Consider the following 15794-nt stretch of genomic DNA (forward strand, 5'->3'; position numbering starts at 1 on the left):
ATCGGGGCTAAATAAGTAATCAGCCCAGAAAATATGGCAGTTGCGTAGCGAAAGATAGAAAGTTTGGGCTATAGCAGTGCAAAAAAAATTTTTGAAGCGGATTGCTCCGATAACCCCGCCAGGCATAGCGAAGCCGGCTGACCGGGTGCATATCAAGTACCCCGCCAGCCGGCTTACACTCAAGCAACTGCCCTTATTAGCGCAATACCTCCAGAGCCGCCCGCAAACGGGGCATAGCCGCTTCAATCGATTCAAGGGAAGCACCGCCCACCGACATCCGGAACCAAGGGGCGTTACCATCGGTGCCGAATGCGCTGAAGGGCACCAGAGCCAGCCGCGCTTCGTTGATGAGGTACGAGGTCAATTCCTTGGTAGAGGTGAGTACCTGGCCAGCCGGCGTGGTGCGGCCCAACACATCCAGCTTGGCCGTGAGGTAAATGGCACCCATGGGCACCATGGAGTCTACGGGTAAACCATCGGCTTTCATGGCTTGCAGGCTCTGGTGCAGGGCATCGAGGCTGTGCTGCACTTTCTGTTTGAACGAGCCCAGGAAGCCATCCACGGCGGCCGTCTGGGGCAAATACTGGGCCGTGGCCACCTGCTCGGCCTTGGGGGCCCAGGCACCCACGTGGCCCAGAATGGCTTTCATCTTGTCAATTACCGTAGCTGGCCCGAATGCATAGCCCACGCGCACACCGGTAGCCGCCAGGCACTTGGAAATGCCGTCGATGTAAATGGTGTAGTCGCGCAGCTCAGGGCGCAGGTTCACCGGGTCGTAGTGTTCTGTATTGCCGAAGGTCAGGAGCCAGTAAATCTGGTCGTAGAGCAGGTATAGCGGCTTTTCATTGGGGCCCCGGCGCTTGTTTTCAGCCAGTACCAGGTCGCAGATGGCTTCCAGATCCTCGCGGCTGAATACGGTGCCGGTGGGGTTGAGCGGGGAGCACAGGGCCAGCAGGGTAGCGCCGGCCAGGTGGGGCGCCAGCTCATCAGCCGTGGGCATGAATTTGTTTTCGGGGCGGGTTTCCACCATTACAGCCTCCGCTGAGGAGAGGTGGCAGTAGTGGTTGTTGTTCCAGCTGGGCACCGGAAACACCACTTTGTCGCCGGGGTCCACTACGGCCAGGTAGGTAGCATAAATGAGCGGACGGGAGCCGCCGGCCACCAGAAAATCGTTGGGCGAGTAGGAGAGGCCCAACCGGGTTTGGGTGAAGGCCGCGGCGGCCTCGCGCAGGGCGGCCATGCCGTTGGCCGGCGGATAGTTGGTGTGTCCCGCTTGGTAGGCCGTGGTAATTTCCGCCTGCAGCTCCGCCGGAATAGGGAAAATAGACGGATCAAAGTCGCCGATGGTGAGGTTGCAGATCTGCTCCCCCTTGCGGATCATATCGTTGACTTCGTTGCCGATTTTGATGATTTCGGAGCCAATCAGGCTGCCGGCCATTCTCGAAACTTGCATGGGCTGTCGTAGGTTGAATCGGCCAAATGTAAGAGACGAAACGAGGAAATGCCGGAAATGCTAGCCGAAACTACGCGGCGTTGCAGTTCGGCGGGCACTCAACTCCGCGTACCTTTGCCCCCATGCTAACCATCGAAATTCCGTCGCTCGAAGGATTGCCCGAAGCTGCCGAGCAGGTGCGGGCTGCCATCCAAGGGCACTCCATCATTTGCTTTGAGGGCGAGATGGGCGCCGGTAAAACTACCTTTATCAAGGCCCTTTGTCGGAGTCTGGGGGTAGAGGAGGAAGTCAGCAGCCCCACCTTCTCGCTGGTGAACGAGTACCGCGACGCCCAGAACCAGCCCATCTACCACTTCGATTTTTACCGTCTCAACAGTCCCCGCGAGGCTGAAGGAATCGGGGCCTTGGAGTACTTCGATTCTGGCTATCTTTGCCTGGTTGAGTGGCCTAGCCGGATAGAAGCCTTGCTACCCGCTGAGCAGCTGCTCATCACGCTTACCGTTACCGGCCCCTCCTCCAGGGAATTAAAAATTGAGAATTAAAAATTAAAGATTGTCCGCCCCTGCGCCTGCAGGCTGGGCAATTGTTGCAATTCTTAATTTCTAATTTTTAATTTTTAATTGAATCCAATGCCCGAAGCAGTGCCCCCCGGATTTGAGCAGCTAGCTACCAGCCGCGCGTATTTCACCCAGGAATCCATGCTGGCCGTGGAGACCCGCAAGCGCAAGCTGTTTATCGGGCTGCCCCGGGAAACGTCGCTGCAGGAAAACCGCATTTGCCTCACGCCCGAGGCCGTGAAGCACTTGGTTGAGGCGGGCCATGAGGTGCTGCTGGAAAGCGGGGCTGGGGAGCCCAGCAAGTACTCCGACCACGACTACTCCGAAGCCGGGGCCACGGTGGCCTATTCCCAAAAGGAGGTGTTTGAGGCCGATATCATCCTGAAAGTGGCCCCGCCCACCTACGACGAGATGGAGTATATGCGGGCCGGCCAAACCCTGATTTCGGCCCTGCAGTTTGGCTCCCTTACGGCGGAGTACATTACGGCCCTGCTACGCAAGAAAATCAACGCCATCAGCTTTGAGCTGATCAAGGACCCCTCGGGGGCGCGGCCGGTGGTGCGGGCCATGTCGGAAATTGCCGGCTCTACCGTGATGCTCATTGCCGCCGAATACCTGGCCCGCTCCAACGAAGGCAAGGGAATCATCCTGGGCGGCATTACCGGCGTGCCGCCCTCCCAGGTGGTTATCCTGGGGGCCGGTACGGTAGCCGAGTACGCCGCGCGGGCTGCTATTGGGCTGGGGGCTGAGGTGAAAGTGTTTGATAATCATCTGTATAAGCTGCGTAGGCTCAAGCAGAACTTAGGTCAACCGCAGCTCTATACCAGCACCCTGGATACCTTCGCCCTGAACCAGCAGATCCGCCGGGCCGACGTGGTAATTGGGGCGCTGAATGCCGAGGAAGGCCGCATTCCGTTTATGGTATCGGAGGATGCGGTATCTACCATGGCACCCGGCTCGGTGATTATCGACGTGAGCATCGACCAGGGCGGCTGTTTCGTGACCAGCGAAATGACCAGCCACAGCAAGCCCGTGTTCCGCAAGTACGACGTGATTCACTACTGCGTACCCAATATTGCCTCCCGGGTACCGCGTACCGCTACCAACGCGCTGAGCAACATTTTTACCCCTATTCTGCAGGAAATCAGCCAGCACGGCGGCATCAACGAGGTGCTGTTCACTAACGAGCATTTCCGCTCGGGCGTGTACGTGTACAAAGGCTCGCTCACCAACGCCAGCATTGCCCGCAAGTTCAACATGCGCTATAAAGAACTGGCCCTGATGATTGCCGTGCGGAACTAAGACCGTAAGCCTCGAGAATCCAGAAGGGTTATATAAGCAGGCCGCTATAATCGGCGCGAATATTGCGCGCGGTGCATACAACTTCTACCATCTTCTGTATGCTTCTACCTATACGTACGCTTATTACCGGCGTGTGCTTAGCCGCTACCACGGCCCTGCACGCGCAAACTACCCCAGCACACTCTGACCTGAGCACGGCGCGCTACGACCGTTCCGATACCTTGCGGGCGGTGCGCTACCTGTTTATGCAGCGCAGCAAGGCTACGCGCGGCTGGCTGCAGACCGGTGTCGGGCTGACGGCTACGGCCGTGGTGGAGAAAGGCCTATTGGCTACTACCAGCCTTAAGCAGCAGGATAAGCCGTACTACCAAAGCCTGCAGCAGCATGCCAACAGTAATATTTTTATCGGTACTCTGATAACCGGCTACGGTCTGCTGCGGCTCAGCCGGTTCGGACCCCAGCGCTACCAGAGTGTGCTAAATGCTTACCTGCAGGGCGGCCCGCTGCCGCAGTACCTCACGCGTCGCCTGAAACTGAAGTACTTCCGGATGATGCCGCCGGTGTAATGAAGACGATAGATTTAAAGCCCGTACAACTGTACGGGCTTTTTGCGTTTTAGAACTATGAGAATACACCGAGTACTAATACCGATTGTGTGTTGGATGACAAGCTGCCAGCAAGGTTATGAGGTGCGGGAGCAACGGCTTAACAGAGCCTTGGAAAGCCAGCAACGCGGAAATGAACTGCTGCTACAGGCCACAAAACGCACAGTAAAGTCAATAGCCGAGCAGGTAGAAAAACAGAATAATAGACCAGTTGATGTTGCAATTCTTCAGGATGCTCAGGCTATTCAACATCAGAGTAATCTACTCATATCAAAGTTGCGCAAGGTTCGGAGGGCAATGCATCGAAGTGCACAACCTATATCTGAGTCCACTAACCGGAAAGCTGTAGCAGAACTAGTTATGCGACCAGCTACTACTGTCGATTCTCTCTATATAGGGCTGCAACAGTTTGCAGCACACTGTGGTGAATACCTGCCGTCTGAACAGGTGGTAGATTTCTGGCACCAACTCCATCTTACTCCTTCTGCCAAGACAACCGCCATACAACAATACCGTGAGACGTTTTTTGAAGGAGCGACTGTGGCGGAAGCGTCAACTGGGTTAGCACAGCAGGAAACTGAAGTTATTCAGCTCGGCAACAAAGTTTTACAAGCACTGTCTCAGAAAGTATCGTGCTGCTTCGATGGGTTTCTTACAATCAAAGCACAAGCAATACCTAAAGCGCGTACTGTGAAGCCAGGCGATGTGTACGAAGCGGAGCTTATGCTGCTGCAAGGAATACACGTGCGTAACCCGCGGATGACTGCTAATGGCCGGTCAATTCCGGTTGATGACAAAGGGCACGGCCATGTAGCATTCACTGTCCCAGATAACCTACCACCTGGAAAAAACAGTGTGAATGCATTCTGGGATGGCACTATCCGCATTACTACGTACGGCCGGGACTCTACTTTTCGGGTGCGGGTACCCTATACAATTCACCGCTAGCACCTACTCTGCCAGCAGCAATACCTTCCAGGCATCCAGCAGGCGACCTTCTTCCAGCAACTGCTTACCCAGTTGCATTAGCGCCGCTTTTTGTTCGGCGGCTTCGGGGTGCTTGCTGATTGTGTAGCTCACGATGGGCTCGTGCCGGAAAGCGGCCACGTCGTTGGCGGTTGGGATGGACGGAGCTTCGATGTTGGCGAGGCGGCCCAGGTTGTTGCCTGTGAGGATATCGGAGGTGCGGATATGCTCCGGGAGCTGGTCAATGCCAATGCCGAGGTGGCGGTTGGGCTTGGGTACTTCAAACAGGCTGCTGCCCGAGGCCCGGGTGTACCAGTCGCCGCCGAGGCGGGCAATGGCGTCCAGCTTGTGCGGGTCGATACCGATACCGGAGGGCAGGATGATCTCTTCGCGGAAGTGGGCCAGCACTACCCGACACAGCACCAGGTTGCCGGCCCCGTTATTCTGGCCCAGCTCAATTACCTGCTCCACTACGCACTCAAACGCGGCCGGCGCTTCCAGCACCCGGGGCGGGCGTACCTGCTGGCTGGCTACTTCGGTGAAGCCGGCCTTCACAAACTCATTCACGCCCTGCGCATACTCGGTGCTGGCCAACGACATCTGCTCCACCATGGCGTAGTCGCAGATATGAATAACGCATTCCGGTACCTCGCGCACGTTCTGCAGGGTGTGCTTCTGGGAGTTGTCGCGCACCCGGTTGGCGGGCGAGAAGGCCAGAATAGGCGGGTTGGAACCGAAGCAATTGAAGAAGCTGAAGGGGCTCAGGTTCACGCTGCCATCCGCGGCAATGGTACTCACAAAAGCCACCGGGCGCGGTGCCACGGCCCCGACCATAAACGGGTGCCAGTCGGAGGGGGAGAGGCTGGACGGAACGATGCTGCGGAACGGGGTGGGAGTAGACATGGGTGGAGGTTGGCGCGATACCGGTGGTACGCGGCCGTTTTGTAGCTTGGGGCCCGCAAATTAGAGTAATAATCCTTGATCTGATGCAGAATATCCACCTGAGCAAGCTCCTGAGTTACGCGCTGCGCCACCATCCCCAGGAACTGGATCTGACGCTGGATGCCCAGGGTTGGGTATCCGTTGACGAGCTGCTAACCGCCCTGCAAACCCGCGACGCCAGCATTACCCTGGCGCGGCTGCAGGAGGTGGTAGCCGACAACGATAAAAAACGGTTTGCCTTTTCTGAGGACGGCCGCCGGCTGCGCGCCAGCCAGGGCCATTCGGTGGCCGTTGACCTGGGCCTGACGCCCGTAGTGCCCCCCGAAACCCTGTACCACGGCACCGCTACCCGGTTTCTGCAGACGATTCTATCCGAAGGACTACGGCCCGGGAGCCGGCAGCACGTGCACCTTTCGCCCGACCAGGTGACGGCCGAAGCCGTGGGCCGTCGGCACGGCAAGCCAGTTATTCTGGCGGTGTCGGCAGGGCGTATGCACCAGGCTGGAGCAGAGTTCTACCAATCGGCTAATGGGGTGTGGCTGACGGCTGCTGTGCCACCACAATATCTGCAAACAGAAACAGCCTCGGCTAAATGAAGCACTGGCTGAGCCTCACGTTGGGTATATTCTTGGCTAACACAGGTGCGGGGCAGAGCCGGGTGCAGCCAGCTGATACCGCGCAATTACGCCAGCATATCGTAGCCCTGACTTCTACGCCCGAGCCCCGCAACTACCTGCACGAGAGTAGCCTCAACCAAGCGGCCGACTATATTAATGCGGCGTTTGCCGCAGCGGGTGCCCAGCCTACAGAGCAGACCTATCAGGTGCAGGGCCGCACGTACCGAAATATTTTGGGGCATTTCGGGCCGGAAAATGGCCCGCGTGTTATCATTGGGGCGCACTATGATGTGTGCGGGGAGCAGCCCGGCGCCGATGACAACGGCAGCGGCGTAGCGGCCTTACTGGAACTGGCCCGGCTGCTTAGTCAGCAGAAGCAGTTGCCCTGCCGCATTGATGTGGTAGCGTACACGCTGGAGGAGCCGCCGTTTTTTCGCACCCGGCAGATGGGCAGCTACGTGCACGCCGAGTCGTTGCGAAAAGCCCGAGTGCCGGTACGGGGCATGGTGGCGCTGGAAACGCTGGGCTATTTCGATGACCGGAAGCACACCCAGGACTACCCAGTAGGCCTGCTGAAATGGGTGTACGGCACGCGGGGCAACTACGTGACGGTGGCCCAGAAATTCGGGAACGGGCGCTTCGGGCGGCAGTTTGCCCGGCACTACCGCACGGCGGCCACGTTGCCCATGAGGCGGTTCAAAGCGCCCGCCTGGCTGCCCGGCATCGACTTCTCCGACCACCTCAACTACTGGCACTTCGGCTACCCGGCTCTGCTTATTACTGATACCGCCTTCTACCGCAACAAGCACTACCACAAACCTACCGACACCCTTAGCCGCTTGGATATGCGCCGGTTGGGTCTGGCCGTGGATGCCCTGCTGGCTACCATGATGCAGCCCTAGCCCGCGCCAACCCCGGCCGGTTTCAAGGCGTATGGGAGGCTGGCTCCGCACCTGCGGGGTAGCTGTTCATGAAGAAATACCTCTGCCTGCTGGGCTGCGGCCTGCTGCCGGCTACCGGTTTCTGCCAGCAGCCTCGCCTCCTCGACCAAAACACACTGGGCTGGCTAGTGTACGCCGGCGACCATAAACTAAGCGCTAATTGGGCTCTGCACACCGAGTACCAATGGCGGCGGGTGAACTGGCTGCGGGCCCCGCAGCAACAGCTGGCCCGGTTGGGAGTGGTGCGCAAGTTGTCGGAGCGGGTAAAGGTTTCGGGGGGCTACACCTATTTCCAGACCCACCGGTACGGTGAGTACCCCACAGTACCCAACCGGCCGGAGCTGGAGCAGCGGCTGTACGAAGATATGTCTCTGGACGACCAGCTGGGCCGCCTCACGCTTACCCACCGGCTGCGGCTGGAGCAGCGCTGGCTGGGTACCCGCGCCGCGGAGGGCAGGGGCCCGGTGCAGGCGTGGGAATATCAGAACCGCATCCGCTACCAGCTGTCGGGGCAGTGGCCGCTGCAGGGGCCTACGGTGGAGGATGGGGAGTGGTACCTGAATGCCTTTGATGAACTGTTCATCAGTTTCGGCCGCAACGTGGGCAGCAATGTGTTCAACCAGAACCGCATTTCCGGCGGCCTCGGCTACCAGTTCACGGACAAAGCCAAGGTGGAGCTGAATTACCTCAACCAAATAACCCAGCACCCCGAGCCAGAGCCCGTTTCGCAGCGCCCTGTTTTCGAAATAAACCACGGTTTCCGGCTGAATGTACTGTACAGCCTGGACTTTACGGGCCAGTAAGTTCCGGCAGTTGCCCTACCCATACCCAGCCGGATTGCACTATCAGAAAGAGCCGACCATCGGAATACTTATGCTCGTGATGGGGGTGGCGGAGTAAGCTAGCGGGCCAGCCGGCCGGGAAATCATCCGCGTCATACCAAACCTCCCAAGGGTGAGTCTGCCACGTTAGCCTGTCTGCGCCGGGTAGTTCCTGATACTCCGCCGGTAGGGGCGGGCCTTCGGGGTGCGGTTCCCCGAACATGTTCTGATGCCTTTCAATACTTTGCCGAATGCCCACGGTTACTTCGGAGCTATGCGCAAACTCCGGCCCCGCAAGCCACACGGCAGCATACGCTGGCTCCCTGAGTGACGCCAAAGCAGACTGCCACGCGAAAAATGTGGTGAGCAGATGTTGCGCCGCCAGCTGCCGCACCCGTTTCGGAGGCTGCAGGTGGTGCCAGTGCCAGGGATGCAGCCCCAGCTTCTCGTCCATGTACTGATATTCTTCTAGCAGAGTGAGGCTCAGCGGTGCAGGTGTTGTGCTGTTTACTTGCAGCCTCTTGAGATGTCGTTTGCCACCGCGTACTTTTTTGTTCCGCATATATCCCATACCCAAACATGGTATATGAAAGTGAAAACTATTTTATTGCTAAATAAGTATATGTTTACTAAATAACTATAGCTAGTCCGTAAGTCCTTACTCACTGCTGCATGTCCCAGTTGCGTTGCCCTAAGTGCGAATCGATGGAAGCCACCAAGAGTGGGGTAGTGGGTGGGCGGCAGCGCTACAAATGTAAGAACTGTGGCTACCATTACTCGGTAGCTAAAACGGGCAAGGAAACCAGCCCATATTACGTAATTAAGGCTCTGCAACTATACGTGGAGGGCGTGAGCTACCGTGAAATTGAGCGGCTGCTGGGCGTAAGTCACGTATCGGTGATGAACTGGGTGAAGAAGTACGGAGTAAAGGCGCCGCGGCAGACGGATTATCATCCTACCTACAAAATCCTCAACCAGAAGGAACTGGCGGAGTTTTTTCAGCGACCTGAGAACCTGAAAGAAGCCGGCCTGATAGTGACGGAATTGGGGGATAAGTATATGATGATCAGGTGGGAGAGATTCAAACAAGCGTAAAGCTATACCTGGGTTAGCATAACTATAGCTGGGGTGCGGCTTCTCGGTGAGGATTTTTCTACTTGGCAACGGTAGACCGGGGCCGCAGGGCAACTGGTCTGCCAGTGCAGCCTGCCTTCCCTCACCTCAACCCCACCCGTTATGCCCAACGCCCGTTACGCTCTGGCTTTGAGTGCGCTATTCGCTGCTGCTTCTGCAACGGCACAGGTGCAGCCCGCGCCTGCTAGTCCGCAGCCCGCCCCGCCACCGGCTGCCCCGGCACCGCCACCTGCGCCGGCCACGCCTGCTAAATCGGTGCCCTACGGGGCGGGGATGAAGGTGAATCTCTCGCCCGACGGCTCCAAGTATATCCGTTTCCTGACCTGGCACCAAGTATACACGCGCTACACCGAGAACAACACGGGTACGCTGCGGGCCCCCGGCAAGCCGCAGAAAAGTCAAGTGGATTTTGGCCTGCGCCGCTCTCGTCTGGTGCTGCTGGCCCAGTTGAACCCGCGCTTTGTCATCTACACGCACCTGGGTATCAACAACCAAAACGCCGTGAGCGGGGGCGTGGCGCCCACCACCGACGGCAAAAAACCCCAGTTCTTCATTCACGAGGCCGTGACGGAGTACAAGGTGAACAAGTACCTGAGCCTGGGCGGTGGCCTGCACTACGTAAATGGCATTTCGCGCCTGACCAGCGCCAGTACCACCAGCATCATGCCTATTGACCTGCCGCTGACCAACTTCCCTACCATTGAGCAAACCGACCAGTTTGCCCGCTGGCTGGGCATCTACGCGAAAGGCCGTATTCAAAAACTGGACTACCGTTTCTCCGTCAGTGACCCGTTCCTGACCAACCAGACCAGCACCCCGCTGAGCCTGGGCACCAGCAGCACCGTAGGCGGCGTTACCACCAACACCGGCACCGGTATTGCGGCGTACAGCCCGCAGAATACCAGCCACGTGTACCAAGGCTACGTGAGCTACAACTTCCTGGAGCCCGAGGCCAACCTGCTGCCCTACTTCCAGGGCACGTACCTGGGTACCAAGCGGGTGTTCAGCGTAGGAGCGGGCTTCCTGTATAACAAGGATGCCATGTACGCGCGGCCTACCTCCAGCGTAGTTACCGTTACGCCGGCCGTTGCCGCCGACCCCTTCGGCCAGATTGCCACCAATAAGTACAGCATGAAGATGTTTGGGGTGGACGCGTTTTACGACGTGCCCCTGGATACGGCGGCTCGCACGGCCCTCACGCTCTACGGCGTGTACTACAACTACAACATGGGGCCCAACCACGTACGCTTCATCGGACCCGAAAACCCGGGATACGGTACCTCGCCGGTGCGCGGCAACGCCGTGCCGCAGTCGGGTACGGGTAGCTCATTCTACGGGCAGGCTGGTTTCCTGCTGCCCCAGCGCGTGCTGGGTCCGAAAGCTCGTTTGCAGCCCTACGTGGCCTATTTGCACAGCAACTACGAGGGCCTGCACAATAGTAGCGGCGACACCAAGGGCGTGAATGTGTACGATGCCGGCGTGAACGTGCTGCTGGACGGACACAACGCTAAAGTGACCCTGAACTACCGCGCCCGCCCCGATTTCTCCGGCCTCAACCTGACTACCGGCGTGGTGAACAGCGTGAACTACAAGCCCGAAATCACCCTGCAAACGCAGATTTTCCTGTAAGGAAGTCAGAGTACAATCTCTCCTGCTTTGCTGCACTTGGCAGGGCGCTCAACTAGCAACCGGCAACTCCCAATTGCCAACCAACAACACACGAACCAATCAGCAACCCTAAAATCCCACTATCAATGGACCATACCCAACCGCAGCGCAGCGCCTACGCCGGCGCGGTGCCCGTGGGCGGCCCGGCACCTGCCGATGATGCCCTGGCCCACGACAACAACACCGTTTCCACCAGTAAAATCTGGCAGGTGATTACCGCTTCGTCGGTGGGCACCGTCATTGAGTGGTACGACTTCTACATCTTCGGTTCCCTGGCCGCCATTATCGGGCCGGTGCTGTTTGGGCACGCCGGTAAGTTAGAGGATTCGTTGCTGGGGGCGCTGGCCGTGTTTGGGGCCGGCTTCGTGGTGCGGCCGTTTGGGGCGCTGTTCTTCGGCCGCCTCGGCGACATGATTGGCCGTAAGTACACCTTCCTGGTGACGCTGCTGATTATGGGCGGGGCCACGTTTATCACCGGCCTCATCCCAAGCTATGATACCATTGGCATTGCCGCCCCGCTGATTGTGGTGGTGCTGCGCCTGTTGCAGGGCCTGGCCCTGGGTGGGGAGTATGGGGGGGCCGCCACCTACGTGGCCGAGCACGCCCCCGATAAAAAGCGGGGCTACTTCACCAGCTACATTCAGATTACGGCCACCGGTGGGCTGATCCTAAGCATTTCGGTGATTGTGCTGACGCGTAAGATTCTAGGTGAGGATGCTTTTAAGGAGTGGGGCTGGCGCGTGCCGTTCCTGCTGTCGGGTTTGCTGGTAATTGCCTCCTACTACATCCGTCGGAAGCTGCACGAGTCGCCGCTGTTTGCCAAGGCCAAAGCCACCGGCACCACCAGCACCAACCCCCTGCGCGACTCCTTTATGAACCCCGTAAACCGCCGGCTGGTGCTCATCGCCCTGTTCGGTGCTACCATGGGCCAGGGCGTTATCTTCTACACTAGCCAGTTCCAGGCGTATTCCTTCATGAATAACACCTTGAAAATGGACCTGGTAGATTCCAGCACTATTCTGGTAGTGGCCATGCTGCTGGCTACGCCGCTATTCGTGTACTTCGGCTCCCTGTCAGACCGCATTGGGCGCAAGCGCATCATCATGACGGGTATGATCTGCGGGGCTTTGTTTACCATTCCGCTGTTTTACGGCATTAAGGCATTTGCCGGCCCGCTCACCGAAATTACCCCCGCCACCGTGGATGCCGCCGGCAAAGCCGTACCGGCCGTTATGAAGGCCCTTACGCCCAACATTCCGGCCATGATTGCGCTGACGTTCATTCTGGTGCTGTTTGTGACAATGGTGTACGGACCCATTGCGGCTTACCTGGTAGAGCTGTTCCCCACCAAAGTGCGCTACACCAGCCTGTCGGTGCCCTACCACATTGGTAACGGCGTATTTGGGGGCTTTGTGCCGCTGGTGGCTACCTGGATTGGCGTGTGGGCTACCACGCAGCCGGAAGGTACCTTCGCTAAGGACCACAGCAGCCTCATTGGGCTAGCGTACCCCTGCCTTGTGGCCCTGATTTGCTTCTTTATTGGGGTAGCGTATATGCGCGACGTGCGCAACGTGCGCATCATGGACTAATTGCGGCCGCGCACCTACTGAAGTCCGCCGCGCCGCTGGTTCGGCGGACTTTTGCGCGTTGGTCCGGCTCCGGTTTTCACTAGCTTGCCGCGTATGGCTTCTCCACCTTCCCCCGAGCGCACCGAGCAGCGCCGCGGCCAGCGGCTGCTGTTTGTGGCCCTGCTGTTTGCCGTGCTGCTCAACTTCCCCTTCCTGGGCGTATTCAATCACGCCACCCGCGTGGCCGGCATACCGGTACTGTACCTGTATGTGCTGGCCGCCTGGGCATTGCTGGTACTGCTAACGGGCTGGCTGGTGAAGTCCTCGAAGAACTAAGGGAAGCTGGTTCGCCAAGCTGTCAAACGCATAAGCTGGCATTCTATTTTGCCGGGTTTTTACGCGGCTAGCTGTTCATCATTAACTGCCTGAAAAGTGCCCACCCTGCTCGTCATCGGCTTCTCCTTTGGGTACCTCGTGCTGTTGTTCGGGGTGGCCTACGCGGCGGAGCGCCGGTCGGCGGAGCGGCGCAGTTTGGTGAGCAACCCTTACGTGTACGCCCTGAGCATGGCTGTGTACTGCACCGCCTGGACGTACTACGGCTCGGTGGGGCGGGCGGCGCATTTCGGGCTGGAGTTCATCGGCATTTACTTGGGGCCTACGCTGATGGCGCCGGCCTCCTGGCTGGTATTGCGCAAAATCATCCGCATCTGCCGGGGGCAGCGCCTCACCTCCATTGCCGATTTTATTTCGGCCCGCTACGGCAAAAGCGCCGGGCTGGGGGCCCTGGTAACGGTAGTGTGCGTGCTGGGCGTGGTGCCCTACATTTCCCTGCAGATCAAGGCCATTGCCGCTTCCTTCGACATTCTGACCCGGGACGTGGCCACCTTGAACCTGCCGGTACAGGATGCCTCGGCAGCGGCGGGCTCGGCGTTTTACACCACCGTGGCGCTGGCGTTTTTTACCATCGTGTTCGGGGTACGCTCCATTGAAGCCACCGAGCGGCACGAGGGCATGGTGCTGGCCGTGGCCCTGGAAAGTCTGGTGAAGCTGGTCGCGTTTCTGGCAGCTGGCCTATTCGTCACCTACGGCCTGTTCAATGGGTTTGCCGACGTGTTTGAGCGGGCCGCCGCCCGGCCCGAGCTGGGCCGGTTGTTCACGCTGGACGGAGCCGGCACCACGCCCGGGCAGTGGTTTACGCTGCTGCTATTGAGCATGGCGGCTATTCTGCTGCTGCCCCGGCAGTTTCAGGTATCGGTGGTGGAAAATGTGAACGAGGACCATCTGCGCAAGGCTATGTGGCTGTTTCCGCTCTACCTCATCGTTATCAACCTACTGGTGCTGCCCCTGGCCTTCGGGGGCCGCCTGCTGGACCCCACCGGCCGCTTCGACGCCGATACGTTTGTGCTGGCCTTGCCGCTGCAGGCCGGGCATCCGTGGCTGGCGCTGCTCATTTACCTGGGCGGACTTTCGGCGGCCAGTAGCATGATTATCGTGGAAACCATTGCCCTGAGCGTGATGATGAGCAACCACCTGCTCATGCCCCTGCTGGTGCGGATTCCGGCGGCCCGGGGACAGGCGGCCCACTGGTTTGCCCGCCTAGGACAGGTGGCGCTCAACAGCCGCCGCATGGCCGTAGTGCTGGTACTGCTGCTGGCTTTCGGGTACTACGTGGCGGTGGGGCACCTGCTGCCACTGGTGAACATTGGGCTGGTATCGTTTGCGGCGGTGGCGCAGTTTGTGCCGGTGGTGCTGGGTGGGCTGTACTGGAAGGGTGGTACCCGCCAGGGCGCTACGGCCGGCATTTCGGCGGGGTTTGCGGTGTGGTTTTTCACGCTGGTGCTGCCAACCATGGTGGGCCCCGATTTGCTGCCGGATGCCCTGCTGACGGAAGGATTGTTTGGGTTCCGCTGGCTGCGGCCGTTTGCGTTGTGCGGGCTGGAAGGGCTGGACTACCTCTCGCACGGACTGTTCTGGAGCTGGTTTTTCAACCTGGGGCTGTACGTGGGCGTATCGCTGCTGCGGCAGCCCTCGGCCCTGGAGCAGCGCCAGGCCGAGCTATTCGTGGATGTGTTCCGGCACGGTACGGGCTTCGAAGGTCCCACCGGTTGGCACAGCGCCGCCGCCCTGCCCGATGTGCGGGCCCTGCTGGTGGGCTTCCTGGGAAAGAAGCGGACCAACCAGGCCCTGCGGGTCTTCGAGACGCGCTTTCCCGATGCCCACGTGACCGACGCCGTGGCCCCGCCCCAGGCCGATCCGCGCCTGCTAGCCTACGCCGAAAAGCTGCTGGCCGGCTCCATCGGGCCCGCTTCGGCCCGGCTGCTGCTGCGCTCCTCGGTGGGGGTGGAGGATATCAGCTTTGATAACGTGGTGGGCATCTTGCGGGAAAGCCAACAGCTGCTGGAGGCCAACCGCCAGCTCCAAAAGCAGCAACGCCAGCTCCAGCGCCTCACCCAGGAGCTGCAGCAGGCCTACGACCAGCTGCAGGAACTCGACCACCACAAGGACGAATTCCTCTACACCGTCACCCACGAGCTGCGCACCCCACTCACCAGCATCCGGGCCCTGGCCGAAATTCTCTCCGATAACCCTGATGTTGAAGAAGAAGAGCGCCAACGCTTTCTGCTCACCATTACTAAGGAATCAGAAAGGTTGAGCCGTTTGATTACGCTGGTGCTGGATTTGGAAAAGTACGAATCGGGCAAAGCCACGCTGGAAGTAGAAGCCGTGGATGTGGCTGATGTGGTGACGGACGCCCTGGACGCCGTGGGGCAGCTCCTGCGCGACAAGCAGATTCAGCTGGACCTGGCCGTGCCGCCCGCCCTGCCCCCGCTGCCCGGCGACCGGGACCGGCTGATGCAGGTGCTGGTAAACCTGCTCAGCAACGCCGTCAAATCGTGCCGTGCCGATGGTACGGGGCGCGTTTCGGTAGGGGTGGAGGCCTTGCCCAACGGCTTGCGCCTCACGGTGCAGGACAACGGCAAGGGCATTGCCCCGGAGTTTCATCAGCTCATCTTCGATAAGTTCTTTCAGGCCCGCCACCAAACCATGCGCAAGCCTGAGGGCTCGGGGCTGGGCCTGGCCATCACCCGCAAAATTGTGGAGCTGCACGCCGGCCGCATCTGGGTCGATAGTCAGCCCGAGCAAGGTGCTCGGTTTTCGGTGGAGCTGCCTTTCCTCGTTTAAAATGGAGTTCTACAAACTCAGCGGTAACCCGCTACTC

At 59.3% G+C, this 15794-nt stretch carries 14 protein-coding genes; 12 read left to right on the forward strand and 2 right to left on the reverse strand.

The window, feature by feature from the left end:
• Nucleotides 1–196: 196 nt before the first annotated feature.
• On the reverse strand, nt 197–1453 hold the full coding sequence (locus LF252_RS05130) for a pyridoxal phosphate-dependent aminotransferase (protein ID WP_226268359.1): 1257 nt from the start codon (nt 1451–1453) through the stop codon (nt 197–199).
• Nucleotides 1454–1575: 122 nt separating this feature from the next.
• On the opposite strand from LF252_RS05130, the gene tsaE reads away from it, so the two are divergent.
• The 4 genes from tsaE (at nt 1576) to LF252_RS05150 (ending at nt 4865) form a co-directional block, all read left to right on the forward strand.
• A complete protein-coding gene (tsaE, locus tag LF252_RS05135; RefSeq protein ID WP_226268370.1) occupies nt 1576–1995 on the forward strand; it encodes a tRNA (adenosine(37)-N6)-threonylcarbamoyltransferase complex ATPase subunit type 1 TsaE in 420 nt (139 codons plus the stop codon).
• Between the two features lie 87 nt (nt 1996–2082).
• A complete protein-coding gene (locus tag LF252_RS05140) occupies nt 2083–3312 on the forward strand; it encodes an alanine dehydrogenase (protein WP_226268371.1) in 1230 nt (409 codons plus the stop codon).
• A gap of 98 nt (nt 3313–3410) precedes the next feature.
• Nucleotides 3411–3878, forward strand: a complete 468-nt coding sequence (locus LF252_RS05145) for a hypothetical protein (RefSeq protein ID WP_226268373.1) — start codon at nt 3411–3413, stop codon at nt 3876–3878.
• Nucleotides 3879–4028: 150 nt separating this feature from the next.
• Nucleotides 4029–4865 (forward strand): hypothetical protein, encoded by an 837-nt coding sequence (locus LF252_RS05150; protein WP_226268375.1) that lies wholly within the window; start codon nt 4029–4031, stop codon nt 4863–4865.
• 3 nt (nt 4866–4868) lie between these two features.
• Here the strand turns inward: LF252_RS05150 and LF252_RS05155 are convergent, their stop codons facing one another.
• A complete protein-coding gene (locus LF252_RS05155; RefSeq protein WP_226268377.1) occupies nt 4869–5786 on the reverse strand; it encodes a flavin reductase family protein in 918 nt (305 codons plus the stop codon).
• Between the two features lie 83 nt (nt 5787–5869).
• Between LF252_RS05155 and LF252_RS05160 the strand changes: the two genes are divergently transcribed.
• The 8 genes from LF252_RS05160 (at nt 5870) to LF252_RS05195 (ending at nt 15757) form a co-directional block, all read left to right on the forward strand.
• A complete protein-coding gene (locus tag LF252_RS05160) occupies nt 5870–6421 on the forward strand; it encodes an RNA 2'-phosphotransferase (RefSeq protein WP_226268379.1) in 552 nt (183 codons plus the stop codon).
• Nucleotides 6418–7344 (forward strand): M28 family peptidase, encoded by a 927-nt coding sequence (locus LF252_RS05165; protein WP_262904838.1) that lies wholly within the window; start codon nt 6418–6420, stop codon nt 7342–7344. Before LF252_RS05160 ends, LF252_RS05165 begins: the two co-directional genes overlap by 4 nt.
• 68 nt (nt 7345–7412) lie before the next feature.
• Nucleotides 7413–8186 (forward strand): DUF2490 domain-containing protein, encoded by a 774-nt coding sequence (locus tag LF252_RS05170; protein ID WP_226268381.1) that lies wholly within the window; start codon nt 7413–7415, stop codon nt 8184–8186.
• A gap of 690 nt (nt 8187–8876) precedes the next feature.
• Nucleotides 8877–9299, forward strand: a complete 423-nt coding sequence (locus tag LF252_RS05175) for an IS1/IS1595 family N-terminal zinc-binding domain-containing protein (RefSeq protein WP_226268383.1) — start codon at nt 8877–8879, stop codon at nt 9297–9299.
• 141 nt (nt 9300–9440) lie between these two features.
• Complete coding sequence (locus tag LF252_RS05180; RefSeq protein ID WP_226268385.1) at nt 9441–10967, forward strand: hypothetical protein; 1527 nt, start codon at nt 9441–9443, stop codon at nt 10965–10967.
• Between the two features lie 125 nt (nt 10968–11092).
• On the forward strand, nt 11093–12595 hold the full coding sequence (locus tag LF252_RS05185) for an MFS transporter (RefSeq protein ID WP_226268387.1): 1503 nt from the start codon (nt 11093–11095) through the stop codon (nt 12593–12595).
• A gap of 93 nt (nt 12596–12688) precedes the next feature.
• Nucleotides 12689–12910 (forward strand): hypothetical protein, encoded by a 222-nt coding sequence (locus LF252_RS05190; RefSeq protein WP_226268389.1) that lies wholly within the window; start codon nt 12689–12691, stop codon nt 12908–12910.
• Nucleotides 12911–13006: 96 nt separating this feature from the next.
• The gene (locus LF252_RS05195; protein ID WP_226268391.1) at nt 13007–15757 is read left to right on the forward strand and encodes an ATP-binding protein; all 2751 of its coding nucleotides are present in this window, start codon (nt 13007–13009) and stop codon (nt 15755–15757) included.
• The last annotated feature ends 37 nt before the right edge of the window (nt 15758–15794 follow it).

The organism is Hymenobacter pini (assembly GCF_020421205.1).
GTDB lineage: Bacteria > Bacteroidota > Bacteroidia > Cytophagales > Hymenobacteraceae > Hymenobacter > Hymenobacter pini.

What these genes read in the sequence shown, in the direction of transcription:
- LF252_RS05145 (WP_226268373.1), top strand. Translation starts at nt 3,411, where the DNA reads ATGCTTCTACCTATACGTACGCTTATTACCGGCGTGTGCTTAGCCGCT.
- LF252_RS05160 (WP_226268379.1), top strand. Translation starts at nt 5,870, where the DNA reads ATGCAGAATATCCACCTGAGCAAGCTCCTGAGTTACGCGCTGCGCCAC.
- LF252_RS05130 (WP_226268359.1), bottom strand. Translation starts at nt 1,453, where the DNA reads ATGCAAGTTTCGAGAATGGCCGGCAGCCTGATTGGCTCCGAAATCATC.
- LF252_RS05165 (WP_262904838.1), top strand. Translation starts at nt 6,418, where the DNA reads ATGAAGCACTGGCTGAGCCTCACGTTGGGTATATTCTTGGCTAACACA.
- LF252_RS05180 (WP_226268385.1), top strand. Translation starts at nt 9,441, where the DNA reads ATGCCCAACGCCCGTTACGCTCTGGCTTTGAGTGCGCTATTCGCTGCT.
- LF252_RS05170 (WP_226268381.1), top strand. Translation starts at nt 7,413, where the DNA reads ATGAAGAAATACCTCTGCCTGCTGGGCTGCGGCCTGCTGCCGGCTACC.
- LF252_RS05175 (WP_226268383.1), top strand. Translation starts at nt 8,877, where the DNA reads ATGTCCCAGTTGCGTTGCCCTAAGTGCGAATCGATGGAAGCCACCAAG.
- LF252_RS05185 (WP_226268387.1), top strand. Translation starts at nt 11,093, where the DNA reads ATGGACCATACCCAACCGCAGCGCAGCGCCTACGCCGGCGCGGTGCCC.
- LF252_RS05190 (WP_226268389.1), top strand. Translation starts at nt 12,689, where the DNA reads ATGGCTTCTCCACCTTCCCCCGAGCGCACCGAGCAGCGCCGCGGCCAG.
- tsaE (WP_226268370.1), top strand. Translation starts at nt 1,576, where the DNA reads ATGCTAACCATCGAAATTCCGTCGCTCGAAGGATTGCCCGAAGCTGCC.
- LF252_RS05155 (WP_226268377.1), bottom strand. Translation starts at nt 5,786, where the DNA reads ATGTCTACTCCCACCCCGTTCCGCAGCATCGTTCCGTCCAGCCTCTCC.
- LF252_RS05140 (WP_226268371.1), top strand. Translation starts at nt 2,083, where the DNA reads ATGCCCGAAGCAGTGCCCCCCGGATTTGAGCAGCTAGCTACCAGCCGC.